We start from the raw sequence: 24,659 nt of genomic DNA on the forward strand, positions 1-24,659 counted from the left end.
CTTTTATCAGTTAGCTGATCCTGTTAGTATTTATCGTATTGATTAGTTTACTTTTATGTAAATTTATATTTACGTTATTTGTTTTTTAAGGTGGTATGAACGTGGCTGACATAAGTGATTTAGCACAGCTGAGAGAAGGTATAGATGAATGCGACGCACAACTTGTTGCCTTACTCGCTAAACGTAATGGTATTACGCAAAAAATTGGTGAGATAAAACAACAAACAGGCGCGCCTTTACATGCACCTAATCGTGAAGCAGAGCTATTAGCGGCAAGAAGACAAGAAGCAATAAATCAAAATGTAAGCCCCGATCTCGTTGAAGATATACTAAGACGCATGATGCGAGAAGCCTATCAAAACCAACAAGCAAAACTTGCATGTGCAGCGCCAGAACTTTCGCCAATTGTTATTGTAGGTGGCCAAGGTGCTATGGGGCAGCTATTTGCTCAGCAGTTTATTCGCTCAGGTTACGAAGTTAAAGTTTTAGATAAAGATCAGCAAAACGATGCGCAAAATATTTTAAAAGGTGCCAAGCTAGTAATGATTAGCGTACCAATTAATGCATTGGACGCAGTAGTTGCTAAGTTACCTAAACTAGATGATGACTGTTTACTAGTTGATATTACATCGGTAAAGCAATCGCCTATTAAAGCACTAAAAGCCGCGCATAGTGGCCCTGTGGTTGGTTTGCATCCTATGTTTGGCCCTGACATATCACACTGGGTAAAACAAACAGTCGTTGTATGTGAAGGGCGAGATCACCAAGCGGCAAAAGGCTTGTTACAGCAGTTACAAGTATGGGGTTGTCAGCTTGTTGAGCTTGATGCTAAAAAGCACGACGAAGCAATGCAAATTATTCAGGTAATGCGCCATTTAACAACATTTGTGTACGGACAGTTTTTAGCAAAACAAAGTCATACACTAGAAGAGTTACGTAGTTGCTCGTCACCTATATATCAACTAGAGCTAATGATGGTAGGGCGTTTATTTGCGCAGTCGCCGGAGTTGTACTCAGATATTATGTTAGCGCAATTCGATGATGTAGAGAGCCTACTCGCACAGTACCAAGACACTTTTGCAAGTACATTGGAAAAATTAAAAGCAGGAGATAAAGCAGCGCTTATTGATTCTTTTGCGCAGGCGAAAGTTTACTTTTCTGACTCAACAGAGCACTTTTTAACACAAAGCCGAAGCTTATTAAATAAAGCAAATGATTCAAAAGTGCTAGACTAATACTTATCACTTTTTACTAAAAAGGGCCGATATCGGCCCTTTTTAGTTTATGAAAGTGTGGATTAAGTATTAACGCTTACTGCCTGCAATGATTCGCTTTGGTAGCAGCCTAGAATACGCACATATTGAGTGTGTTCTTTAAGCTCTTCTAGCGCTTCTTTTACTTGGCTATCAGCTAAGTTTGCTTCAAGATCTACATAAAACACTTCTTCCCACGGATTGCCTGGAGTTGGGCGCGACTCAAGTTTTACTAAATTAATCTTATGTTGTTTAAAAATCATTAACGCATCGGCTAGTGAGCCCGCTTGCTGTTTTGTCGACATGATTAAACTAGTTTTAGTTGGAATTTGGTTAGACACTTGCAGAGGTTTACGCGCAACAACAATAAAGCGGCTATGGTTTTCGCTTTGATTAGCAAGATTTGATTTGATGACTTCGAGGCCGACATTTTTTCCTGCTTGAGCAGAGCCAATTGCAGCACTATTTGGTGTGTTCAGAGCTGATTGTAATGCACTTGATGTAGAGTCACATGTTTCGTGTTGTAAATCACCTAAGCCTTGTAAAAAGCGGCTGCACTGCGCAAATGGTTGTGGATGTGCAAATACTTTTGTCAGTTGGCTAAGTTCAGTATCAGGGTTTGCGAGTAAGCAATGCTCTACACTGTGAGTGACTTCTCCAACAATCGAGACTTGTGCGTGCTGTAATAAGTCAAATACCTCGTTAATACTACCAGAGCTTGTGTTTTCAATCGGTAATAAACCAAAATCAGCTTGGCCGTTTTCTACTTTACCTGTTATGTCGTCAAACGATGTACAGCCAATTTCAATTAATTTACCAGGGCGGCGACTAAAGTATTTATGACATGCAAGCTGGCTATAAGAACCCTGACCACCTAAGTAAGTAACACGATGTGTTTCACTCAGTGCATCTGGATTAAGGTTTTTTTGCAGCATTGCTTGTTGGTGTAAAACTGAATCTTCCAAAATAGTTTGAAACACATTATTTACGTAGTAAGCATCTAACCCCAGTGATTTACCATAACCAATCAATTTTTCTAGAAGCGCGAGTTCACGTGCTTCATCGCGAATTGGCTTATTGTTCGCGATTTTGTATTCAACCACGCCGTGGCTAATGCGACGGCGTTTAGCTAATAACACCAGTAAGTCGGAGTCTATTTCATTTATATCGTGTCTTAGTGCATTTAATACATCATTTGTCATTTTGGTATCCTCATTCCAAAAGTAGGCTGTTACTACACAGCAAAAACAAAAAAGCCTCCCAGTTGGGAGGCTTTACTATTCGATTGATTTTATCTCACAAACAGGGAAGCCTCTTTTATATAAAGAAGCTAAAAAACGAAAAAAAAGTGCGAGAGATAAATAGTTTCATGCAGTTAATGTATGGAGAGTTACTAACAATGTCAATAACGATACGTTGCTAAATAAGCGCAAAGCGCTATTTATTTGGTCATAATTAGTTTTTAGTGATATTTAACAAATAATTTATAAATATTAAGTCAGATCTGATATATTTCGTAAACTGGTTCAAATAATAACAATTATTAATAATTAAGGTTGACCTGTGGTTTACAGACGCCCTCCATCGCGTTTTGGATTTAATTCTTTAAGTGTAAAACTTTCACTACTTATATCTGCTATTTGTTTAATAGCAGGGGTGTGTGCGGCTGCTTTAATGCTTAAATCTGAAGAGAAGCAACTTGTTTTTGAAGAGCATGAGGTGTTAAAAAGCTCTACAGATTTATTAGTGAAGCAGTTTAATGAACGTATTAAAACAAAAATAAATATAGCTCAGCAAGCCAATAACGTAGTGACAGAGCAGCTATTTCAATCTAATTTACCAATTAATTTAAGTAATAAATCACAGTTACAGTTTAATAGCGATGGTACGATTCGAAGTGCCTCGGCTGATGGATTATCAGCAGCATTTTTACCACAGCAAAATTACTCTCCTTTTTATAAACGCCTATTTAATGATTCCGAAATGTTATGGCGTATAATTTCTCCGACTCTGGTACACGACTTTTTTAACTTTTATTTAATTACCGATGACGATTTCATTCGTGTTTCTCCTCCAAACTGGGCATTAAATGCGCCAGCCGAGTTTAGAGTTACTCAAGGGTCAACGTACAAATCTATTAAAAGTATGCTGGGGTCAGAGCGAGAGCCTGCATGGTCAAAAGTTTATTACGATACAGTATGGCGAAAGTGGGTTATTAGCTTACTAGTGCCGGTGTATGTTGATAACGAGTTTTTAGGTGTAACGGGAAGCGATATTTCCCTTAACAAACTTATTTCATTTTTACCTGTTGGCGATAAAGAAAAACACTTACTTGTATTTGATAGTAAAGGGCAATTGTTAGCCCATCCCAATCTAAACCCTGCATTATTAGCTGACTACGGTAGTGACAATAAAGCACTCGCTACTAACGAATTTGTAAACCCAGAACTGCAGTCAATTATTGACGATGCAATTGCGGTCAAGTTACCAGAGTATGCCAATTCATTTGAACAAAATGATGAAGCTCACATTATTAATATTCGTAAAATTGATGATTTAGATTGGTACATAGGGGTTTATAAAAAACGTTCATCAACGTTATCTGCGTTACAAGATTTAAAACTGAAGTTTTTTGGACTCTTTATTTTATACGCAATATTAGTTGCCTTATTGCTACATCAGGCGCTTTATCAACTAGTACTTCGCCGTTTACATACTTTAGTTTATGCAGTAACAAGCTTTGGTAAAGGTCAGTTAACAACTGAGTTTCCGCCAGAAAACAAAGATGAGATTGGTACCCTTAATGGCTCATTTAGAGACATGACGGTAGAAATCCGCAAGCTTATTGATGGTTTAAACCAAAGAATTACAGAAAAAGAAATTGCTGAAAAAGCAGCTAATCGTTTATCTAAAGCGGTAGCGTTCTCGGGCACTGGGGTTGTGATCACCGATGAAAATTTTGTCATTGAGTACGTAAACCCCAAAATGCTCGAAATGACTGGCTATCCAGAAAGTCATTTTAATAGAGCGCCATTACTTAGTATTATTGCCTCAGAAATGTCTATTTTAGTTGAAGATATAGACATAGATTTACGCAGTCGTAATTACTGGCGCGGGGACACATTAATAGCGGGTTTAAATAAAGAGCCAATTTGGGTGTCTTTAAGTGTTTCGCCAATTCGTGAAGAGGGCGGTGAAATAACCAGTTATGTAGCATCAGCACAAGATATTTCGTTTGTAAAAGAAAGCCAGCGTAAAATGGAACAACTAGCTTACTTTGACACCCTTACGGGCCTTGCCAACAGAACGTTTTTTAGAATGCAATTGCGTAAATCAATGGCATTAGCAGAGCGCGGGCATTATGCATTTTCTTTGTTTTATTTTGATTTAGACGAATTTAAGCGTATTAACGACACATTAGGCCACGATGCTGGCGATCAATTATTAATTGAAGTGGCAAACAGACTTAAAAAACGTTTACGAGCTGAGGACACCATAGCGCGCTTAGGTGGTGATGAATTTGCAGTATTGCTAAGTGGAATAGAAAGCCAAGCTCATGCGGCTGATGTTGCCAATACAATCCAAAAAACACTCAATGTGCCTATAAAATTAGGTAGTAATGAAGTTATTGTCAGTGCAAGTATTGGTATAACTATGGCTCCTTACGATAGCTTAGAGGAAGATCAGTTACTCAAACATGCTGATTTGGCAATGTATGAGGCAAAAGCAAAAGGGCGTAATACATTCCACTTTTATAGCCAAGAATTAAACGCAGCCGCAAATGAACGTTTATTTATCGAAAATGAGCTACGTATAGGGCTCAAAGAAAAGCAATTTGTAGTTTACTATCAACCTCAAGTTGATAGCCGTACTCATCAAGTTGTTGGCTATGAAGCGTTATTAAGATGGTTCCACCCAGCTGAAGGCGTAATCCCTCCAGATAAATTTATTCCTATTGCTGAGGCGACAGGCCTTATAGTTGAATTAGGCGAATGGGTGCTTCAAGAGTCCTGTGATTTTGCCGTAAGATTAGCAGAACAAGGTCTAGAAAATAATATATCGATAAACTTATCGGCCCGCCAGTTTAAAGACTCAAGCTTAGTTACAACGCTGAGCAAAATGATAATTAAGTCGGGTGTTTCAGCAAAGCGCCTTCACTTAGAGCTTACCGAAAGCATGCTAATGGGTAATGTAGAGGCAGCCATTACACAATTGCACGAGCTTAAAGCATTAGGTATATCTATTTCTATTGATGACTTTGGTACAGGTTATTCGTCGCTCAGTTACTTAAAACGATTCCCGGTTGATATATTGAAAATTGACCGTTCATTTGTAAAAGATATCCCAGAGGATACGAATGATATGGAAATCACTGCAGCTATTATTGCCATGGCGCAAAAGTTAAAGCTAGACGTGGTTGCAGAAGGGGTTGAGACAATAGAGCAGATGCAGTTTTTACAAAATAATAATTGCTTCATTGTGCAAGGTTATTATTTTAGTAAGCCAATTGCGGAACACGAACTACCGAATTTGTATGAAAGGTTAAATGAACTCGCAAATAGCGAAGTAATTAGTTAATAAAATTGCGGGTTAACCACCCGCAATTTTAACTTTAAATTTTAAAGCTTCTAAAATGCCTTTTAGTTTATCTCGGTCATCACCTTGTACTTCAATAATGCCTTCTTTTACTGCGCCGCCTTGGCCCATTTTGCTTTTTATAGTTTTAGCTAACTTTTTTAAATCGTGATCTTTTGGATCAATGCCAACAACTAGCATAACTCCTTTGCCTTTACGTCCTTTTGTTTGACGCTCAATGCGAATAAAACCATCTTTAAAAAGTTTAGCGTGTAACTCTTTTTCTGGTTTAGGCTGGTCAATGCGACCCGTACTAGTTGAATATACTAAGTGACTATCACTCATACCTTACCTTTGTGGATAAAAATGAATTAAATACTGGTGTAAATGATAGCAAATTTGAAGTTGTGTGTTTTTCTTTTTGCTAAATACTTTTAACAGGTTATATTTAGTTCAAAGGAAATATTATTGGAGTTTACTATGAGTTTAACTAAGAATGAATCTGTCGATGGCACTACATTAACAATACAAATTAAAGGTAAGTTTGATTTTAATTTAGTGCAATCTTTTCGCCAAGCCTATGCTCAAATGAGCGAAGAAACAGTAAAGGTAATTATCGATTTAAGAGAGACTGATTATATGGATAGTTCAGCACTTGGCATGTTACTTAATATGAAAAAAACCATTGATAGCCAAGTGCAAACCATCGAAATAAGTAATTGCCAACCTCAGCTTAGAAAAATCCTACAAATTTCACGTTTTGATAAAAAGTTTGATATTAGCTAATGATACATGTGTTGATTGTTGATGATCAGGCGCTCAATCGCATTTTACTAAGTAAAATGCTTGAGCAGGAAGGTTATAAAATCTCATTGGCTTACAATGGGCTAGATGCACTTAATGTACTTAAAAGAGAGCAAATAGACATTGTTCTACTTGATGTTTTAATGCCCGTAATGGATGGTTTTAAAACCGCTGAAAAGATAAAACAGCAGTATAGTGAAGTTTACTTACCGATTATTTTTATAACTTCCTTAGACGATCAAGCAAGTTTTGAGCGCTGCCTTGCGGTAGGTGGCGATGACTTTATTCATAAACCATTTGAAAAAGTTATTTTGTACGCAAAAATTAAAGCACATAGCCGCACCAGAGAGTTGAGTAAAAAATCAAATCAACAAAAAAAGCTGCTTGAATATCATCACAATCAAATTGAACGTGAACACGAAATAATTGAGCATATTTTTAATAACTCATTAGAGAATCAAGGCAAGTTTAAAGAGTACCTCGATTTTAATTTATCGCCGGCGTCTATGTTTAACGGCGATATGTTTTTAGTGGCACAAAGTCCAATAGGCAATCTGTATTGCATGTTGGGAGACTTTACCGGGCACGGTTTAGCGGCAGCTATTGGGGCATTACCTATCTCTCGTGTTTTTTATACTATGGTACAAAAAGGCATGGCGATTAATGACATTGCCTGTGAACTAAATACACTGCTTTACAACCTCCTGCCTGGACACATGTTTTGTGCTGCAACCATTATAGAGCTTAGTGCATCCGGTAAAAGTATTTCTGCATGGATGGGCGGCCTGCCAGATGCGTATCTAATAGATAAAGACGGTAATGTAAAACAAACATTAGAGTCGCAACATATGGCGCTGGGGATTTTAGACGACCAAGAGTTTGAATATGAAGTTATTCACTTTGAAACAAATAGTAATACACGCCTAGTACTAGCAACCGACGGTATTATAGAAACAGCAAACAAAGAAGATACATTTTTTGGGGAAGAGCGTTTTTTACAAACCTTAAAAAGTAAATCGATGATTAGTAGCGAAGATATAGTGGCTGACGTTACTAAGTTTGCTGATGGCACTAAACAGCAAGATGATTTAAGTATTGTTTTACTAAACTGTCTGCCTTTAGTTCCTGAGGAGCAAGAGCGAGAAGCATTCTCTACTTTAGCGTTTAATTTATCTTTGAGTTTAAACTCAGAACAAATAAAAAAAACAGACCCCGTTTACGACGTTGTTAATATTTTAAGCAGTGTTGAGGGGTTAAATGCTCACCGCTCTAATATATTTTTACTGTTGTCTGAGGCGTATAACAATGCGCTTGATCATGGTGTACTAGGGCTAGACTCAGAGATTAAAAAACAAGAAGACGGTTTTTTTCGATATTACGAATTAAGAGAGGCAGCTCTTGCTAAACTTACAGATGCTATGATTATTATTGATATGCGCTATTGCCCTGATACGCTCAGTTTATATTTCATTATTTGTGATTCAGGCCGAGGGTTTAGTAGTAAGCACGATGAGCTGGCAAAGGTTAATAATGAATTTGGTAGAGGGGTGTCTTTATTAGAAGAAATAGCCGAAAAAGTAACTTATAACGCCAGCGGTAACCAAGTTGAAATGTGCTACAAGTTGAGCTAGCTCTGCAAAAATATCCATGCTATTATTCTCGAAACTTTAGATGTATGGATGGCCAAATGATTTCTTCTTACCTAAAACAAGCACAACTAAGTGCTAATCCAGCTTTGATTTCAACAGAGCTTGAAAAGCTTGAGCTACATTTAGCAAACACAACTTTGCCTGATGTATGTTGGGAGTATCAAATACCTGAGCTTGGCGAGGGCGGTGCGTGTAGTTTATTTGGTTACCTACAAGATGAGCCATTCAAATTAACTGATTATCTTAAAAATGATGAGCAAACACAGTTCAAGCTAGCTAATTTACGAAGTATTGTGAGCTACATTGAGCAACAAACAAGTGTTGATTGGTATGGTATTTATCAATCAACTAATACTAGTGAAGGTAAGCAACTATTAAAATTAGCTTATCATGGTGCGCCTAGTCGTCCGTTGTTCCCTTTAACGCAAGCATTTGCGGCAGGTAGTAATAACGTGCAGGTTGCGCTATCTCACAAGGGCCGTATTATTAATAACGTTGAAGCGTATTTATCACAAGGTGGTGAATACTACACATGCGATCCTAAAGTTAAATCAGAAACCTGCTTACCTTTATTTAATACACAAAATGAATGTGTTGGTATTGTAGATGCTGAAGCCTTTAAAAATGATTTTTTTGATGAAAAGACGCTTGCCGTTTTAATTGCATGTTGTATTAAAATTCCTCACTTTCTAGTGTAAATAACGCTAGTCAACATGATGTGCTTTTATGTTAAGCTTAGCTTAACAGCTAACCCCTAAATAACGATAAGAGATAGCCAATGTTCTCAGTATTAAAACCATTACCAACAGATCCTATTCTTGGCCTTATGGCGGCCTATAAACAAGATACAAACCCTAATAAAATTGATTTAGGTGTAGGTGTCTACAAAGATGAGCAAGGCAATACACCGGTTCTTAAAGCGGTTAAAAAAGCTGAAGCGTTTCGTCTTGAAAACGAAATGAGCAAATCTTACATTGGTTTAGCGGGTAACTTAGATTACTGCCAAAAGATGGAGCAGTTACTACTAGGCGAACATCAAGCATTGCTAGCAAATCGCGTACGTACTGCGCAAGCGCCAGGTGGTACGGGCGCACTTCGCGTTGCAGCTGAATTTATTAAGCGTTGCAATGCAGATGCAACAGTATGGGTAACTAACCCAACATGGGCAAACCATATTAGCTTGTTTGAAGCTGCAGGCTTAACAGTAAAAGAATACCCGTATTACGATTACGAAAATAAAGACTTACTGTTTGATGAAATGATCAATACACTTAAACAAGTGCCTAAAGGTGATGTGGTTTTAGTGCATGCATGTTGTCATAACCCAAGCGGTATGGACTTAAACGAAACACAGTGGAACACAGTTGCCGAACTTGCAAAAGAAGTTGGCTTTACACCACTTGTTGATATTGCATACCAAGGCTTTGGTGCTTCACTTGAAGAAGATGCACGTGGCTTACGTATTTTAGCTGATGCAGTAGAAGAGCTAATTATTTGTTCTTCATGTTCTAAAAACTTTGGCTTATACCGCGAGCGTATTGGTGCATGTTCACTAATTGCAAAAGATAGCGCAACAGCAGATATTTCAAACTCTGTAATGCTAAGCGTTGTACGTAGTATTTACTCAATGCCGCCAGCGCATGGTGCTGATATTGTTAATACTATTTTAAGCAGTACAGAGCTTACACAATTATGGCACTCTGAGCTTGATGAAATGCGTAGCCGCATAAATGGCTTACGTAGCTTAATTAAGGAAAGCTTAGCAACTAAAGATATTGCGCAAGACTTCTCATTTATTGAACGCCAAAACGGTATGTTTTCTTTCTTAGGTATTAATAAAGAGCAAATTGCTCGCCTACAAAAAGAATATGGTATTTACATTGTTGGTTCTAGCCGTGTAAATGTTGCAGGTGTTAGCCAGTCAAATATTGAATACTTTTCAAATGCTGTAGCTGACGTTTGTAAATAAACGCAGTTAATATAAAAAAACCGCACATCTAATGATGTGCGGTTTTTTTATTATCTAAATTAAAACAAAAAGATTTAACCGATAGCAGGGATTAGCCCCGCCATTTGCATAAACTGCGCAGCAATAATCGTTATGCCACATATAGCTGCTATGCCAAGCCCAACATTCCCACTTTTAACTTTATAGCCTGTTTTACTTGATGTTGTACGCTGTTTATAAACCATTGCTACAGGCAAAAATATTGCAAGTACGACAAGTGCTATTGCAGCGTAACCTAAAGCCATAATAAAGCCTTGAGGATAAAATAATGCAAAGCCAAGCGGCGGAATAAACGTAATTAAGGCCGTTTTAATTCGGTCCGTTTTATTGTCACCTTTTTTAAATGTATCAGCAAAAAAATCAAATAACCCTAAACTCACCCCTAAAAATGATGTCGCAAGTGCTAAATCAGCAAATAACTTAACGGCCGTTGCTACACTTGGGTTATGCGCAATACTTGCCACGCTTGATACAAAGCCACTAAGGCCTTGGCTGTTGAGTAAGTCAGCTTGGCTCATAATACCTTGGCTAAGTAGTTGCCAAAAAATATAAATGACTAAAGGCAGGGCGGCTCCAGCAATCATTACTTTGCGCAGTACTTTTATTTCTACACCAACATATTTAACAATAGAAGGAATAGAGCCATGAAAGCCAAACGAAGTAAATATAACCGGTATAGCCGAAAGGATTAACCCTTGCTCTACAGGCATTTCTAATAAGTGCTTACCTTGTACATAAGGGGTTAGCATGTAAAACAAACTAGCTAATACAATAATTTTTATAGTAAATAACACTCTGTTTAGTTTATCTACCTTGCTAGTGCCCAGCGTTACCACACTTGCAATAATAACAGCGAGGATCACAGAGCCAAACTGTGGGGCTATATTTACATCAAAGCCTATATTTATACGCGCTTGAAGTTGTGCACCACCACCTGCAATATAAGCAGCGCATAAAGCGTAAAATAAAAAAACCATCGAAAAATTCGCAATGTATTGTCCGCGCTTTCCAAGCCATAATTTAGCCAACGTATTTAACGTTGCATCGCGTGGTGCATATTGATGTAGCTCTAGCATGAGTAGTGCGGTGTAGGTCATTAGTAACCAGCTAGCAATTATCAATGCAAGCGCGGTACTAAACCCAAGCCCGGCAGATGCAATTGGCAATGCCAACATACCTGCACCAATAGTTGTGCCTGCAACAATTAACATGCTTCCAGTTGTTTTATTTTTAAGCACTTAATTACCTTAATTATTATTAATATACATGCACGATATAACTAGTTACTCAAATCTCAAATAGTTTTGTAATAAAAGAACGGTATTAAAATGTAACCTACAATTTACAACTGTATTTATTAAGGACTTGTATGCATTTAAAAGTATTAAAATAGGGTGGTGAGGGTATAATTTTATGTACGTTGGATTGCGTTATAAAACGCTAAGGATTGGCATGTGCCGGTAAAAGTATCGTATTTTTTTATGGTTCTCATTTGGTCTACTACACCTCTGGGGATTGTGTGGAGCAGTGAAACAGTATCGCCAACGCTTGCTGTATTAATGCGTATGCTGGTGGGGTTGTTTTTAGGTGGTTTAATTGTTGCCATAACAAACATTAGAGTACCTTGGAGCAAAAATGCGTGCTTACTTTATTTTTATTCGAGTATAGGTATTTTTGGCGGTATGTTACTGAGCTATATGGCAGCTAAAACAGTCCCTTCGGGTATTATTTCGCTTATGTTTGGCCTTGCACCTATCTTGTCGGGGTTGCTTGCTCAGAAGTTATTAAATGAACCTAAATTTAGCCCGATTAAATTAGTGGCGTTAGCGTGCGCCTTAATCGGCTTATATTTTGTTAGTTATAACCAAGTACAAAACTCGCAAACTCAAGGGCTCGGGTTACTTTATGTGTTTATGGCTGTCTGCTTTTTTAGCTTAAGTGGTGTGATGATTAAGCGTGTACAGATTGCGATTCATCCTATGGCGACAACATTTGGTGCCTTAGTTTTTGTAACCCCACTCTTTTTTATTGCTTGGTGGTTATTAGATGGTCAGTTGCATATACAGAACTGGAGTGCAAAATCATTGTGGGCAATTGGTTATCTAGGTGTGTTTGGATCTTTAGTTGGGGCTTTGGCGTATTTTCATGTACTGCAAAACCTAAATGCGAGTACGGTATCACTTACTACGCTCATAACTCCTAGCTTTGCGTTAGGCTTAGGAGCTTGGCTAAACAATGAGCCATTAAGCCAGGAGCTAATAATTGGTGCGGTTATTATTTTAATTAGCCTAGGCTTTTTCCAATTTGGTGATAAATTTTTAAAGCGAAAGAGAGTAAGCTCAAATTAGTTTTACTACATTTTTCAATTTGGTGATAAATTTTTAAAGCGAAAGAGAGTAAGCGCAAATTAGTTTTACTGCATTTTTTCAATTTGTTGATAAGTTTTTAAAGCGAAAGAGAGTAAGCGCAAATTAGTTTTACTACATTTTCTCTATTTGAATAATTAAACGACGGTTTTTGTCTCGGCCTAAAATGTTATCGTTATTATCAACAAAGCGTTTTTCGCCTAAACCGGTGGTTTGTACTTTTGCTTCATCGACACCCAAGCTCACCATATAATCTTTTATAGTTTTGGCGCGCTTGCGCGATAAATCTAAGTTATTCCAGCGGCCGCCATAACTATCGGTGTATGAGTCAATACTAATGGACTCTATGCTTGCATCATTTTTTAAATACTCAGCAATTTTATCAAGGCGTTGTTGCGACGATTTAGTTAATTTACTGCTGTTAGATTGATAGTTCATTACAGTAAACGAAATATCTTCAAAGCTGTAAGGGAGTAGCTCATCACGGCATTGTAAAAAAGCCCAGTAAGCTTGTTTAAAGTTTACACTCGATATACCAACGGCAATTTTATCGGCACTGTTTTGCCAGTCTTGATAATAAAAAGTAGGGTAGTAGCCTTTTTCAAGCTCGCTAAGCATCTCCCATGCGGTTTTATTACCCAGCTCACCATCAAACTTTTTAAGTAATTTCATATTTGCAATATCACGGGCCGGTAAGCCTGCTCGCCAAGACGGTGGCACGGCTTTTAAACCAGCAATTGCGTAATTATCTGGGCGTACAACCATATCTAAATTAAACGTTAAGTTTTTATTTTTACTTGCTGAAGCTTTAAAAATAGCTTCCCCATAATAAGGAACTTCATGATTTAATTGGCATTGTAAGCGCGTTGTTTTAACGACTTCCCAGTTGGAGTTGTCTTGGGTTGCTGTGTATTGGCGCATAGCAGCTTGCGAGTGAGTACTGCAAAGCACTGCACTTATACTAAGGCTAATAAATAACAACTTATACTTCATGGTGCTCTCCAGCTATCCGGGAATGCCAATAATTTGGCAAATTAACGACTGCAATGATTAGTTTGTTCTCTACGTAACTAACTTATAAGTTAAAGCAAGTTATGTGCCTACAATTTTAAAGCAATAAATACTTAAATCCCCTAGCCTAGGGGGCATCAATTTTGACATAATAGTCAGCTTACACGTATAAACAAAGAAGACTATGGCAAATACTGAGCAAACACCTTTCGCAAAACGCTTTCGTGGATTTTTTCCTGTTGTTATTGATGTTGAAACTGCAGGTTTTAACAAAGAGACAGATGCCTTGTTAGAAATAGCAGCTTCTGTTTTAAAAATGGATGACGAAGGACTGCTCAGCATAGATCATACTGTTCATTTTCATGTTCAGCCATTCGAAGGCGCTAATATTGAACAAGCAGCCATCGACTTTAACGGTATAGACCCGTTTTCACCATTACGTGGCGCAGTACCTGAAGACGAAGTAATTAAAGAAATATGTAAAGTAGTACGCAAAGCGCAAAAGGCCGCTGGGTGCCAACGCTCAGTTATTGTGGCGCATAATGCCGCATTCGATCATGGCTTTTTAAATGCAGCAATAGAGCGTAATAACATTAAGCGTACGCCATTTCATCCATTTGTAAGCTTTGATACAACATCTTTAGCGGGTTTAGCGTTAGGGCAGACTGTATTAGCAAAAGCATGTAGAGCGGCTGGTATAGAGTTTGATAACAGCCAAGCACACTCAGCGCTTTACGACACAGAACGTACAGCTGAGCTTTATTGTTTAATAGTAAATCGCTGGCAGCAATTAGGTGGTTGGCCATTAGCGCCAACCGACGATTGCGACGCTAATGCCGAAGTTGAAACTGAGACACAAAATAACGAAGAAACTAAAACGTCTGAGTAATTTTACCCTCAGTTAACTTAACTAGGTGGGGCGGGTAAATACGCGAAAATTGTTTAGAATCTTTCGCTATTTTAAGCTCCACACCAGGGTGCATTAATTCATTTACTTTTAAACGACTACTGGCAAGTAATTGCACTATTTTTTGCTTAATAAGTAGTTTTTGACGATGAATATGCGCAGAGCGTATTTTTATATGCTTTTCATTTTCAGTTATCTTATTCATGAATTGCTGACGCTGAGCAGCCCCCGCAATTTTACTCGCTTTTTCACGAGCCTGTTGTAAAGCGGTTACTTTAGTCGCAAGTACTTTTTCAAAATCGGTTATTTGTGTTTGCTTTTGGCGAAGCTCAAACCAGAGTTGTGCTAAAAATACGCGTGTTTTAGTACCGGCTGGCGCGCCTAGCTCACCCGTTTCAATGCGCATAGCATCTAAAATATTACCGCCAATAATTTTACCTCGCGGATCATTTGCTTTGCCTACACGTATTAATCGCCTAGCGCTTAAATCACAATGTAGAGCTTGGCGTTCAATAAATAAATCTTGTTCTGATTTAATATTGCAGTACTGAGCATAACCAATAGAAATAGTTCGTTGAGCGGTTATAGAGCATGTAAATGCTTCCTCGCCTTCACGTTTTCTACCAATTGCGCCAAGCATAATGGTTACCGCACTTTTACTTTCAACAGCTCCTGATTCTACAAAACCCAGTACCGTAATATCACCATTGGCTTTTACACGCATGCCGTCTTTAATATCGCCAGTAATAATTACGCTACCATCAAAATCAACGTGGCCTGTACTTACATCTACATTATCAAAGCATAAAACGTCATCTACACGCATACCTCGGGGTAGGGCAACGGGCACACCTTTGCAGTCGGCAATAAGCATATTAGGATTATTAGGATCTACTTTTGTACCTTCGAAAGGCTGGAGTTGGTGATCTGTACCTGGTTTTGCACTAATTGAATCGCCAAATACCGTATAACCATCTTCTCCAGGGGTAGCGGCAATACGCTGCATTAAGGGAGTACCAGGTTTTACGGTGATAATAGCGCCAAGATTTTTCATATCAACCTTACCGCCTTCTTTAGCTTGTGGGCTAAGCACACGGTCTTGGGCTGTTGAGCATAAACGCACAAATTTAGCATCGCTGCCTTTTTTAGGATTACGCCCATGTGCAATTATGGCGCTATAAGAGCTTCCTGCTGGTTTTTCAAATTGCTGGCCTAAAAAGGTATCAGCGCGCGTGGGCTTATTCCTTTTTTAACACCTGCATTAGCAAGCGCTTTTTGTGCACCTTCCATAGACAAAAGCGCACCACCTTTAGCGGTAGTTAATGTTGCTTCTGCGACCATGTTTTTTTCATCAATATTAATGACAAGCGACGCATCTACCGCTTTAGCAACGACAAGTGATACTTCCTGATAGTTTTTAGTTGGCGCAAAAAGCTTTCCAATATTGGCAATGACAGCTTCGTACTCACTAAACTCAGATTGTTCGAGCATTTGCGTTAACTGAGTACTTGTAACAGGAAAGCCACTATCAATAGGGTGACTAACTAAAGAGACAAACCCTGTATTTTGATCTAATGAAAAAACCGACATTTATTAATTCCCTACTCTATGCCTGTTATTATTTTTTTTTACAACTAAAGGTTTAGAAATGACAAAAACCTTAACTCCTTATTTGAACACAGGTTAAACACATTGTTAAGCAAATGTTTAGATGGGCTTGCATAAACTAAATTTTGGTTACTTAATGCTCGGTTAGTGCACGCAATTAAAATAAAGCGTTACTAGGCCTTGAGTATCAGTACTTTACTCAGTTATACTGTTTGCACGCTCTGAATTGAGTTACTAATTCAGGGGCTGATTAGGATTCGACGGAATTCAAGAAGCCCAAGGTGCATGTCGAGGTGCGGTTTGCCTCGTTAAACAGCCGCAACCTAAAGTAATCGCAAACGACGATAACTACTCTCTAGCAGCTTAGGCTGGCTAGCGCTCCTTCCATGTATTCTTGTGGACTGGATTTTGGAGTGTCACCCTAACACCTGATCGCGACGGAAACCCTGGCCGGGGTTGAAGCGTTAAAACTAAGCGGCCTCGCCTTTATTTACCGTGTTTGTCCGGGACTTAAAGGTTAATTAAATGACAATACTAAACATGTAGTACCGACGGTCGAGGCTTTTCGGACGGGGGTTCAAATCCCCCCAGCTCCACCACTTTAAAACCGCTGAAAGCTAGTAAATACGTAGCTTTCAGCGGTTTTTTCACATCTACAACCCTCTATAACACTCTACAAAATACACAAACTCTACACACCAGTAAATACGGGCTATTTGGCTTAATTGTACATCTTATGTTTTCACTGCTATTTCACAAAAATACACAAAATATACACACGGTTTTTGTGTGATAAACCATTAAATAATTTTATATAACAGCCTTTTATTAGGTCTAGGTAGCACCATTTTAGATAGAATTTCGTACGAGCTAATAAATGAAGGTTTATTGATTGCCACCTCATCATTAATTTTGATTAGGGCGAGTTTTTGAAAATACTTAAAGTAATTAGGCTAAGAGTTTAAAACCCTAATTAATAAAGTAGTTAATTTTAAAGCTCAAAATTTATCGCTTATAAAGCCTCTTATAATCAAACATTATTAAGATTTGTACTGGAAATCCATCTTTGCTCACAATTATTAAGAAGAGAGCTGTTTGAAAACCTTTACTATGCTTAGAGTGAGATTTTAAGCTGCAGCTTAGTAGCTCTTGATGCCACTAAAGCGAACTTCTGCTTGGAGCGATAACCGGTCATTGAGATTTGCTTAATATCGTCGTTAATTGATTGGTTAAACTGCTCTTTGCGCATATATTCATGAAAAAGACCGCTGCGCGCATATTGGTTCATTTAACTCTACCTAAAAATTTTATAAAACTTAGTGATAGTAATGCCTTAGGTTATTTGTTAAAACATATAATGTGGATAAATTAGCGTGGAGTCGGTAGAAATATGCGCGACGAGCGCACTATTTAATTGTTAGGCATAAAAAATGGATTTCGAAGCATTATTCATCTCAGAGGTGAAACCGTATAAAGGTAAATCAAGAAAAGATAAGTTTCTTTCGCGAATATTCGGTATTTTCAATGAGGAAATAATTCGAATTTGGTGTGAAAACAAAAAATCTCCTTTCACTAATATCGGTCGACCAACCATTTATGATTCTAATGGAAAGTATTTCACTTTAGATTTTCTACTAAAAGATACTGAAAATCGATTGTTTGTAACTGAAATGAAGTGTGAAATTGAATATCAAAAATATAAATATTTAACCTTAAATGAATCCAAACAACTTAGACATCATTGCTCAAAACGTGCTTTTGAATTGTTTTTGGAACTATCGCATACACCGAAAAAATATGATGTAAAATGCAATAATAAAAACCAAAATATAGCTGGTACTGCTTTGGTTTGGGGCAGAACATCAACTTCCGGTGAAGTTGAAATTAAACAAAAATTTAAAATTAATCATGTAATTTCTACAGAAAAAGTAGTTGCTGATTTAATCGAGTGGGAAGATGAAGAGTTTAAAATATTTATAAATTCATATAAAGGTTGGGCTAATCAACTCTTTGATGGTTTATTAGGTAATTATGCCTAACAAGGGTTTTTAAATCGGACAAATTTCAGTTGGCTTTTTGTTCGTGCCTCACTTATTTTAGCCAACTGAAATTTGCCGTTTAAAACGGCGTTACCACTGTCCGCTTATGGCACTGAGCTGAACTTCGGCAAAGAGCGATAAACGGACCTGAGATTGGCTAAATATCGTCGTGAATTGATTGGTTAAGCTGCTCTTCGCGCATATAGTCATGAAAATGAGTGGCGCGCGCATATTGTTCCATACAACTTTTCTTTAAAGTTTTAGAAAACTTAGTGATAGTAATACCCTAGGTTATTTGTTAAAACATATATTATGTAGAAAAATGAGCGTAGCGTTGTCAGAAATATACGCGATGAGCGCACTTTTAAATTGTTATATTCACAAGGAGGTCACATGAAGTTTTTACCTATAATCCTAATTCTTATTTACCCTTTTAGTCTTTTTGCAAGCGTACCAAATGACAGGCATATTGTTGTAGAAGGTGAAGCTCAAATAACTGCCGCGCCAGATCTGGCGGTACTCACTTTTGAAACGGAATCAAAAAATGATTCAAGCTTAGCGGCTAAGAAAGATGTTGATAAGAGAATTAATGACTTTCTAAATGGGTTAAATAGATTTGGGATTGATGAAAAGAATGTTAGTGCGTCAAGTATTGTTACAAGTCCAAACTATTATTATACCGAGGAAGATAAGAAAGTATTAGACGGATACATTGCGAGCCGCACTATAAAAGTAACTCTCAATCAAATTAAACATCTCAACGAATTATTAAACTTTGCACTAGAGGTAAAGGTGAATGAAATTCAAAATATTGAGTTTCAATCTTCTCGTAAGGAAGCTTTAAAAGAAGAAGTTTTTGAAAATGCAGTAGAGAATGCAAAAAGAAAAGGGCGAACTATGGCCTCAGCATTTGATGCCAGATTAGGCAAAGTCTATAGCATAAATTCTGCCAACCAAAATCAACGTAATAGATATGGTTTTAATGACAATATAGAGAGGATAGAAGTCACTGGGTCACGAATTGAAGCAGAAGAGTTTGAACCAGGTCGATACCTTCAAGAAAATATCGTATTTTCCGCCTCCGTTGATGTTGTATTTGATCTTGAAGTAAAGTGAATATAACAAAAAAATTAAGTCACTCACTACGTTCGCTGGGACGCTAACACGCAGGGCCGCTTCGCTATTATGCCCTGCGTGCTATCGCCCCTTATTTAAAAGTTAAATTTCAGTCAATAAAGGAGCATTAAATGCCATCAAACTCTTTAGCTACAATCCAAAATTCATCCTTAGCTGCACAAGACTATTTCCTAAAAAGTTATGAGAGAGCTGCGATGTCAGTTGAATTACTATCTGAAAAGCTTCGAAATGTTGAAGGTGCGGAAGCTGATGCCGTTCGTTTAACATGTGTTCATTCAGGGAGAATTATTTTACTCGTTTTAGCAGACTCTAGACCTGGCGAAGTTGGTATATCTTTAGCTAATAAAGAAGATGAGGATGCACAATTTGTAGAGGCTGTTGATGAAAATATTGTTGACTCAGATTTCATTCTAAAACTACTTGAAGCAAATATGAGCAAAGGACCAAAAGAAATTTAACAAGACGTTAAATGCTAGGAGATTGAGTAAGCATGGAAGAGATATATCCAGTCGAAGAGTTACAAGAAAAGTTTGAAGCTGAAGTCAGCGTCGAATACTACTTCATGAAAGACATAGATACTATTGCCAAACTTGAACCGAGTTGCTTATGTGAAATCGGTGGTAACGCTTGGATGCATTATGTTGAGTCAGGAGCTAAAGTTAACCCACGCAAGTTAAGTGAGCACTTTGATAACGGGAACCCATTTCTTTTCAGAGAAGTTGAGAAGGTTATGAAAAAAAAAGTTCTTCAAGACATAGTGCTAGTGCATGCCAAGGTACAAGATCCTGAACTAGAAAATAAAATTTGTGGTCAATTTCTTCTTGCTAGAGTTTATCCAAATAACTTACATATCTCGGATGTTGAATTCAGTAATCCATATGAACCAGTACCAGAGAATGAGAAAAAGCATCATTTTCATGAATATCGTAGTCTTGGCCTGTTTGCTAAATTACTAAAGAATATCATTGTCTACGGTAAGAAGAATAGTATTGCGAAAATTACGCTGTCGGCCGCCTTAGATCATCAAATTAAATATTTTGAATCGCATGGCTTTAATATTGAGAACAACAATTTTTCAAAAGACGCTCTTGAACATGGTATGAGTATACCTATGGAGCGTAAATGCATTTAACAAGAAAAGGCAGTCGGACGCGTAAACGCGCCGCTGCTTTGGCCGTTGTTAGAGCTATTGGCAAAATTTAAAATTTGAGGTTTCTATACAAATGAAGATTGAATACGATGATAGATTTTCTATCGAAGAATCAGACAAATTAAAAAGCTTCGAAAATATTATAGAAAAGCATTGGCTATTAAATTCAAATAGCGACACTTCATTGATCTGGGAGATTGTTGTAAAGTCTGAAAACCCTCGATTATTTGCCTTACTCAAGGCTCAGGCTGGTTATAAGCAAGTTCACTTAGAATCTTGCTCATCAATATTGAAGAAAAGCCCTGAGACATTTCAGAGTGAATTTGTTGATGCAGCTATTGAGTTTTCACGGAAATAGCTCTAACAAGTTACTTAGACGGAATAAAAACAGTTGGTTATCGCTTCACGATTATAACCAACTATTCTTATCTGCTTAGCAAGGCGTTGAGGCTGTAGAATTACTTTTTTTAAGAAAAACAGCCTGTTTTATGGGTTCCAAATGCATTACCTAATGCTTTTAAAGCGCTTAGAGTTGATTTGAAGAACTCGTTTTTTAATTGAATTTGGCTGTTGGAGTTATTCTACAGCCTCGTTAGCACTGTCCGCTTATGGCACTTTCCTGAAGTTTGACTTGGGCTAAATAGCACTAATTAAGAGTAGGGGAGGGTTAGCTGAGTAGAATACGTATCAAGCCCATACACCACCCCCTTCAACTGTATTTAACTATGCATTGTGCTCTCTTTCATACTCATCGATAAAATTACCATAATGCTGATAGAGTGTATTGGGTGAAGAGTGCCCCATAAGTTTCGATACCTTCCAGTGGTTTGCACCTTCAGAAATCAACTGAGATGCAAACGTGTGTCTCATCTGGTAGGGGTAACGGTACTGTACACCACAAGAGTCTAGTAATTTTATCCATCTATTTTTTCTAAACGAATCTTGGTTCCAAACCCTTTGCCGAGAATTTAAAAATAGGTATTCAGAGTTATGTTTTTTCATTTCTATCGCTAATAGATCACAAACATCTTCTGAAATAGGAATTTTTCTTCGGCCGGCTTTTGTTTTGGTTGCCTTAACTATACCGTCAACAATAGCTTCGTAAATTGACACCTGTTTTGTTTTTAAACATACGTCAGCTTTTTTTAATGCAACCCACTCACTAGAGCGAATACCTGTGTTGAATACAAGGCTTACAATTGCTCGTATTGTCCCAGATGAACCGTTTATTATCCTAGCCTTTTCTTGAGGTGTGAATGGAATTACATTTTTATGTGCACCTCTTAAATCTATGTTGTTTATTTTAGGTAAATATTCCCCTATGCGGATATTTTTAACAGGGTTTGATTTTATTAATTTATCGATCACAGCTCGATCTAGGCAACAACGTAAAAGTGAAATCCGGTTTGATAATGTTTTTCTCGATACAGTTGATGTTTCGATTAAATTTACAACATCAATGCTCTCCAATTCGGAGACATTACAATCCCATAATGCTTTTAATCCGTTTTTAGCTTTCTTATACCCAGTAATTGTTGATTTTTCTAATCCCCTGACTATTCCCCTTTCAATATATAGGTCCATGTACTCAACAACTTTTGCGTCGTTTGGGGTAGTTGTAAACAGCTTTACTTTGTTAGATTTTGGAAAATGTGTGGAATAATCAAAAGTGTCATGCGCTATTTCATTTTTGATTTGGCCCAAAAAAAAACCTGCAGATTTTAGGCCTTGCTTATTAGGGATGAATGGTACTTTTTCTCTACATAAAACGCCTTTGTAGGTGAAGGTGAGTTGGAATGATGTAGCTTCACCTTTTGAGTTGTAACGAATTACTACGCCCGCTGGGGGCTTAATTTTTTGAGTTTTTAATAGCATTTTAGAGTTATCACTTTAATATTTTAATCTTATATATTTTATCCATAAAATACTGTATTTTAAGGATTCTTTGCTGCGAAGCTCAGCCCAAAATCCTTTAGTAACTAAATCAACCCCCTTGATTTTTAACCCATTCAGTTACATTATTTAGATCAACCCAACGTTCTCTAACGCCATCAACTTTATAAAAATGTTTGCCTTCTACCCAAGCCCCTCTCTGGATTCGAGATTCTACGGCTTTTTTACTTTCACCTGACTCTTCGCAATATTTGCTGATTAGTACTACATCTATCATTTAAACCTCTTAGAAATGTATTTGATTTTTTAAAAAATTCTCAACCTTTCTATCTACATATCGACATTTGAAAATTTTTTTTAAGTAGTTGAAGCAGTAAAAAACGAGGGAAAGTAAAAAAAGCAATAAAAATAAAAGAACAATCACTTTAAAATCAATGTATTGTATATTTTGAAAATATTTTAATTTTTTATCGACGCTATTAAAGTTTTCGGCGTTTCTAAGATCTATTGTGTGTAATTTGACCTTGATTAGAGTGTGTATAGTTTAAAATATAAATCTGAGAAGATGCGGGAGGGTATGGGAAAAAAGCTTATTATTGAGTTGAGTGTCTATGCAGTGGCATAGTTAATTTAGCCACCCATTAAGAAAGCAATATTGCTTTCTTACAATTGAATAGGGGATTATATGTATCCTATTTAACTTTCTTTATTGTGTGTGAGAACAAGTCTTATCAAAATTAGTGTCAGTACTATAGCTGGTATTATCCAAATAAAATCAGTCATATTGTTCATTCTCGAGGTTGTTCAGTCACTTCCCAACATTAATGATTTTTATTATTTTTGCAAATTTAGCCTACATAAACGTGATTTTCTATTTTTACCCACCGCTTGGCCCTAGTTAATTTCAGGACAATTAACGAGGACAAATAATGAAAAATACTAAATCTCAATTCATTCGCCAATACGTTCGAGCCAGTAGATCTCCGTGGGATGACTGCTCTACAATTTTATTGTTAGCAGATGTAGTTGACGAACAAAGTTTGGAGTTAAATTTCAATAATTACATATATTTACATAGAGATAGCGTTGGAAAAATACTTGGAATTAGTATTTCAAATAGTTTGTTAGAAAAAAATCCGAGTTTTGAAAATCGATATTTAGAAGGAGTTGATATGGTGCTTTTTTTACTTATCTACATAGAGCAAATAATACAGTTTTGTAAGCTGTTCTCTGAGGAGTTCCAGCAAATATTTATGCAAACGCCAACTACATTTTTTGCAGCAGCAGAGAATGATTGGGTCGATATTATCGACAATGCATAGCCCCCCTAAGCGAACATTTGTTCGCTTTTTTTATAATATTTTTTCGTAAACCGATTTAAATACCCATACCTGTTTATTAATTAATAATGAGTTATCGATTTTGATAACAAACCACACAAGGATAGTGAAAACATGAAACATGCATATGTATCAACATTGGATTTTTTAAATTTATTACACACATTTAGCCGAGTAATTACCACGAATGACCATCAGATAAACTTATTAGAATTACGCAGTGATAATGCGAATTTAGATGAGCTTTGGGAGGTTATTGGCTCTGAAATTACAGCGAATAAAACACTAAATGAGTTTGCCATGCGAAAACTCACCTACGAACTTATGCATGCTCTGATTAGCGACCCAGTAGAGCGTGTGGAGCTGCCGTGTGACTTCGAGGATGATGTTTATCCCTAGGGTCTAATTGAAAAAATTAACGATTGAAACTGAGGTCATAATGGTTATTTTCAAAATCAAAATAACAGCCTAATCATATCTCCCAAAATATGCCTGAATCATTATTTGCTGATTCGTTGCCCTAACTGCAATAGCGTTTAATAGGGCATTTTACTCAGTTACTGAGTATCAAACCTGGGAGGGGGTCCTGCGCAAATACAGGGTTTCGTTACGATGCCTCAAAAGCGCAGTCATTGTAATCATGTTTGGCAAGGTGGATAGGTCAAATGCACAAGGGAGGTAGATTTATGTCTATCTCCCTTTTGCGTATTTCAGTAAGTCAGTTCACTCAGTAGTTTTATTACAAATGATAGTGGCGGGGTAAAAAAATAAAAAATAAAAAATAAAAAAATAATTAATTCCTGGATTCAAATTGTAAGTGCATAACTTGTTTTGGGTAGATTAAGTGGTCAGTTGCTCATAAGCTAACTGCTTTTTCTCCGGCAAGAGATTTTACAATGAGACATTACAAACAACTGAC

The 24,659-nt window shown here is 37.2% G+C and carries 22 protein-coding genes, 1 other RNA gene and 1 pseudogene; 16 read left to right on the forward strand and 8 right to left on the reverse strand.

Features of this window, described 5'->3' with window-relative positions; all coding sequences use genetic code 11:
• The first annotated feature begins 101 nt into the window (after positions 1-101).
• Positions 102-1,235: a bifunctional chorismate mutase/prephenate dehydrogenase gene (tyrA, locus tag GQR53_RS13780; protein ID WP_024604449.1), complete on the forward strand. Its 1,134-nt coding sequence runs from the start codon at positions 102-104 to the stop codon at positions 1,233-1,235.
• Between the two features lie 62 nt (positions 1,236-1,297).
• Here the strand turns inward: tyrA and GQR53_RS13785 are convergent, their stop codons facing one another.
• Positions 1,298-2,455: a chorismate mutase gene (locus tag GQR53_RS13785; protein WP_024604450.1), complete on the reverse strand. Its 1,158-nt coding sequence runs from the start codon at positions 2,453-2,455 to the stop codon at positions 1,298-1,300.
• A 361-nt stretch (positions 2,456-2,816) separates the two neighbouring features.
• Here GQR53_RS13785 and GQR53_RS13790 point away from each other — a divergent pair, with 361 nt between their 5' ends.
• Positions 2,817-5,831 carry an EAL domain-containing protein gene (locus GQR53_RS13790; protein ID WP_165744206.1) on the forward strand — a complete coding sequence of 1,005 codons (3,015 nt, stop codon included), beginning with the start codon at positions 2,817-2,819 and terminating at the stop codon, positions 5,829-5,831.
• A 12-nt stretch (positions 5,832-5,843) separates the two neighbouring features.
• Here GQR53_RS13790 and GQR53_RS13795 read toward each other — a convergent pair whose 3' ends face one another.
• Positions 5,844-6,173: a translation initiation factor gene (locus GQR53_RS13795; protein ID WP_002962947.1), complete on the reverse strand. Its 330-nt coding sequence runs from the start codon at positions 6,171-6,173 to the stop codon at positions 5,844-5,846.
• Positions 6,174-6,308: 135 nt separating this feature from the next.
• On the opposite strand from GQR53_RS13795, the gene GQR53_RS13800 reads away from it, so the two are divergent.
• The 4 genes from GQR53_RS13800 (at position 6,309) to GQR53_RS13815 (ending at position 10,250) form a co-directional block, all read left to right on the forward strand.
• A complete protein-coding gene (locus tag GQR53_RS13800; protein WP_165744207.1) occupies positions 6,309-6,614 on the forward strand; it encodes an STAS domain-containing protein in 306 nt (101 codons plus the stop codon).
• Positions 6,614-8,263 carry a SpoIIE family protein phosphatase gene (locus GQR53_RS13805; RefSeq protein WP_165744208.1) on the forward strand — a complete coding sequence of 550 codons (1,650 nt, stop codon included), beginning with the start codon at positions 6,614-6,616 and terminating at the stop codon, positions 8,261-8,263. Before GQR53_RS13800 ends, GQR53_RS13805 begins: the two co-directional genes overlap by 1 nt.
• Before the next feature lie 56 nt (positions 8,264-8,319).
• On the forward strand, positions 8,320-8,979 hold the full coding sequence (locus tag GQR53_RS13810; protein ID WP_165744209.1) for a GAF domain-containing protein: 660 nt from the start codon (positions 8,320-8,322) through the stop codon (positions 8,977-8,979).
• Positions 8,980-9,059: 80 nt separating this feature from the next.
• The gene (locus tag GQR53_RS13815; RefSeq protein WP_002962951.1) at positions 9,060-10,250 is read left to right on the forward strand and encodes an amino acid aminotransferase; all 1,191 of its coding nucleotides are present in this window, start codon (positions 9,060-9,062) and stop codon (positions 10,248-10,250) included.
• A gap of 74 nt (positions 10,251-10,324) precedes the next feature.
• On the opposite strand, the gene GQR53_RS13820 is transcribed toward GQR53_RS13815, so the two are convergent.
• A complete protein-coding gene (locus GQR53_RS13820; protein ID WP_007581988.1) occupies positions 10,325-11,527 on the reverse strand; it encodes an aromatic amino acid transport family protein in 1,203 nt (400 codons plus the stop codon).
• Positions 11,528-11,743: 216 nt separating this feature from the next.
• Between GQR53_RS13820 and GQR53_RS13825 the strand changes: the two genes are divergently transcribed.
• Positions 11,744-12,637: a DMT family transporter gene (locus GQR53_RS13825; protein WP_165744210.1), complete on the forward strand. Its 894-nt coding sequence runs from the start codon at positions 11,744-11,746 to the stop codon at positions 12,635-12,637.
• 132 nt (positions 12,638-12,769) lie between these two features.
• On the opposite strand, the gene GQR53_RS13830 is transcribed toward GQR53_RS13825, so the two are convergent.
• Complete coding sequence (locus tag GQR53_RS13830; RefSeq protein WP_024595663.1) at positions 12,770-13,648, reverse strand: OmpA family protein; 879 nt, start codon at positions 13,646-13,648, stop codon at positions 12,770-12,772.
• Between the two features lie 202 nt (positions 13,649-13,850).
• On the opposite strand from GQR53_RS13830, the gene rnt reads away from it, so the two are divergent.
• Positions 13,851-14,555 (forward strand): ribonuclease T, encoded by a 705-nt coding sequence (gene rnt, locus GQR53_RS13835; RefSeq protein WP_165744211.1) that lies wholly within the window; start codon positions 13,851-13,853, stop codon positions 14,553-14,555.
• Here the strand turns inward: rnt and GQR53_RS13840 are convergent.
• Positions 14,539-16,163: pseudogene (locus GQR53_RS13840) on the reverse strand (FapA family protein). The gene rnt and the pseudogene GQR53_RS13840 sit on opposite strands and share 17 nt — an antisense overlap.
• A 260-nt stretch (positions 16,164-16,423) precedes the next feature.
• On the opposite strand from GQR53_RS13840, the gene ssrA reads away from it, so the two are divergent.
• Positions 16,424-16,780: a transfer-messenger RNA gene (gene ssrA, locus GQR53_RS13845) on the forward strand.
• 515 nt (positions 16,781-17,295) lie between these two features.
• Here ssrA and GQR53_RS13850 read toward each other — a convergent pair.
• Positions 17,296-17,469, reverse strand: coding sequence for a hypothetical protein (locus GQR53_RS13850; protein WP_165744212.1), 174 nt, complete (start codon positions 17,467-17,469; stop codon positions 17,296-17,298).
• A 142-nt stretch (positions 17,470-17,611) separates the two neighbouring features.
• On the opposite strand from GQR53_RS13850, the gene GQR53_RS13855 reads away from it, so the two are divergent.
• From GQR53_RS13855 to GQR53_RS13875, 5 genes are all read left to right on the forward strand, one after another.
• Positions 17,612-18,220 (forward strand): hypothetical protein, encoded by a 609-nt coding sequence (locus tag GQR53_RS13855; RefSeq protein WP_165744213.1) that lies wholly within the window; start codon positions 17,612-17,614, stop codon positions 18,218-18,220.
• A gap of 393 nt (positions 18,221-18,613) precedes the next feature.
• Complete coding sequence (locus GQR53_RS13860) at positions 18,614-19,336, forward strand: SIMPL domain-containing protein (protein ID WP_165744214.1); 723 nt, start codon at positions 18,614-18,616, stop codon at positions 19,334-19,336.
• Positions 19,337-19,467: 131 nt separating this feature from the next.
• Positions 19,468-19,815 (forward strand): hypothetical protein, encoded by a 348-nt coding sequence (locus GQR53_RS13865; RefSeq protein ID WP_165744215.1) that lies wholly within the window; start codon positions 19,468-19,470, stop codon positions 19,813-19,815.
• 32 nt (positions 19,816-19,847) lie between these two features.
• Complete coding sequence (locus tag GQR53_RS13870; protein ID WP_165744216.1) at positions 19,848-20,489, forward strand: hypothetical protein; 642 nt, start codon at positions 19,848-19,850, stop codon at positions 20,487-20,489.
• 91 nt (positions 20,490-20,580) lie between these two features.
• Positions 20,581-20,865: a hypothetical protein gene (locus GQR53_RS13875; protein WP_010554008.1), complete on the forward strand. Its 285-nt coding sequence runs from the start codon at positions 20,581-20,583 to the stop codon at positions 20,863-20,865.
• Positions 20,866-21,230: 365 nt separating this feature from the next.
• Here GQR53_RS13875 and GQR53_RS13880 read toward each other — a convergent pair whose 3' ends face one another.
• Together GQR53_RS13880 and GQR53_RS13885 are read right to left on the reverse strand one after the other, a co-directional pair.
• Positions 21,231-22,382, reverse strand: coding sequence for a site-specific integrase (locus tag GQR53_RS13880; RefSeq protein ID WP_165744217.1), 1,152 nt, complete (start codon positions 22,380-22,382; stop codon positions 21,231-21,233).
• Positions 22,383-22,491: 109 nt separating this feature from the next.
• Positions 22,492-22,677 carry a hypothetical protein gene (locus GQR53_RS13885; protein WP_165744218.1) on the reverse strand — a complete coding sequence of 62 codons (186 nt, stop codon included), beginning with the start codon at positions 22,675-22,677 and terminating at the stop codon, positions 22,492-22,494.
• Between the two features lie 652 nt (positions 22,678-23,329).
• On the opposite strand from GQR53_RS13885, the gene GQR53_RS13890 reads away from it, so the two are divergent.
• Both GQR53_RS13890 and GQR53_RS13895 read left to right on the forward strand, forming a co-directional pair.
• A complete protein-coding gene (locus GQR53_RS13890) occupies positions 23,330-23,722 on the forward strand; it encodes a hypothetical protein (protein WP_165744219.1) in 393 nt (130 codons plus the stop codon).
• Positions 23,723-23,854: 132 nt separating this feature from the next.
• Positions 23,855-24,139, forward strand: coding sequence for a hypothetical protein (locus tag GQR53_RS13895; protein ID WP_165744220.1), 285 nt, complete (start codon positions 23,855-23,857; stop codon positions 24,137-24,139).
• Positions 24,140-24,659: the final 520 nt, after the last annotated feature.

Origin of the sequence: Pseudoalteromonas sp. Z9A6, assembly GCF_011378805.1 — a bacterium.
In the GTDB taxonomy this organism is placed as follows: domain Bacteria; phylum Pseudomonadota; class Gammaproteobacteria; order Enterobacterales; family Alteromonadaceae; genus Pseudoalteromonas; species Pseudoalteromonas distincta.

What these genes read in the sequence shown, in the direction of transcription:
- GQR53_RS13785 (WP_024604450.1), bottom strand. Translation starts at nt 2,455, where the DNA reads ATGACAAATGATGTATTAAATGCACTAAGACACGATATAAATGAAATA.
- GQR53_RS13795 (WP_002962947.1), bottom strand. Translation starts at nt 6,173, where the DNA reads ATGAGTGATAGTCACTTAGTATATTCAACTAGTACGGGTCGCATTGAC.
- GQR53_RS13800 (WP_165744207.1), top strand. Translation starts at nt 6,309, where the DNA reads ATGAGTTTAACTAAGAATGAATCTGTCGATGGCACTACATTAACAATA.
- GQR53_RS13805 (WP_165744208.1), top strand. Translation starts at nt 6,614, where the DNA reads ATGATACATGTGTTGATTGTTGATGATCAGGCGCTCAATCGCATTTTA.
- GQR53_RS13810 (WP_165744209.1), top strand. Translation starts at nt 8,320, where the DNA reads ATGATTTCTTCTTACCTAAAACAAGCACAACTAAGTGCTAATCCAGCT.
- GQR53_RS13815 (WP_002962951.1), top strand. Translation starts at nt 9,060, where the DNA reads ATGTTCTCAGTATTAAAACCATTACCAACAGATCCTATTCTTGGCCTT.
- GQR53_RS13830 (WP_024595663.1), bottom strand. Translation starts at nt 13,648, where the DNA reads ATGAAGTATAAGTTGTTATTTATTAGCCTTAGTATAAGTGCAGTGCTT.
- rnt (WP_165744211.1), top strand. Translation starts at nt 13,851, where the DNA reads ATGGCAAATACTGAGCAAACACCTTTCGCAAAACGCTTTCGTGGATTT.
- GQR53_RS13850 (WP_165744212.1), bottom strand. Translation starts at nt 17,469, where the DNA reads ATGAACCAATATGCGCGCAGCGGTCTTTTTCATGAATATATGCGCAAA.
- GQR53_RS13855 (WP_165744213.1), top strand. Translation starts at nt 17,612, where the DNA reads ATGGATTTCGAAGCATTATTCATCTCAGAGGTGAAACCGTATAAAGGT.
- GQR53_RS13860 (WP_165744214.1), top strand. Translation starts at nt 18,614, where the DNA reads ATGAAGTTTTTACCTATAATCCTAATTCTTATTTACCCTTTTAGTCTT.
- GQR53_RS13865 (WP_165744215.1), top strand. Translation starts at nt 19,468, where the DNA reads ATGCCATCAAACTCTTTAGCTACAATCCAAAATTCATCCTTAGCTGCA.
- GQR53_RS13870 (WP_165744216.1), top strand. Translation starts at nt 19,848, where the DNA reads ATGGAAGAGATATATCCAGTCGAAGAGTTACAAGAAAAGTTTGAAGCT.
- GQR53_RS13875 (WP_010554008.1), top strand. Translation starts at nt 20,581, where the DNA reads ATGAAGATTGAATACGATGATAGATTTTCTATCGAAGAATCAGACAAA.
- GQR53_RS13880 (WP_165744217.1), bottom strand. Translation starts at nt 22,382, where the DNA reads ATGCTATTAAAAACTCAAAAAATTAAGCCCCCAGCGGGCGTAGTAATT.
- GQR53_RS13885 (WP_165744218.1), bottom strand. Translation starts at nt 22,677, where the DNA reads ATGATAGATGTAGTACTAATCAGCAAATATTGCGAAGAGTCAGGTGAA.
- GQR53_RS13890 (WP_165744219.1), top strand. Translation starts at nt 23,330, where the DNA reads ATGAAAAATACTAAATCTCAATTCATTCGCCAATACGTTCGAGCCAGT.
- GQR53_RS13895 (WP_165744220.1), top strand. Translation starts at nt 23,855, where the DNA reads ATGAAACATGCATATGTATCAACATTGGATTTTTTAAATTTATTACAC.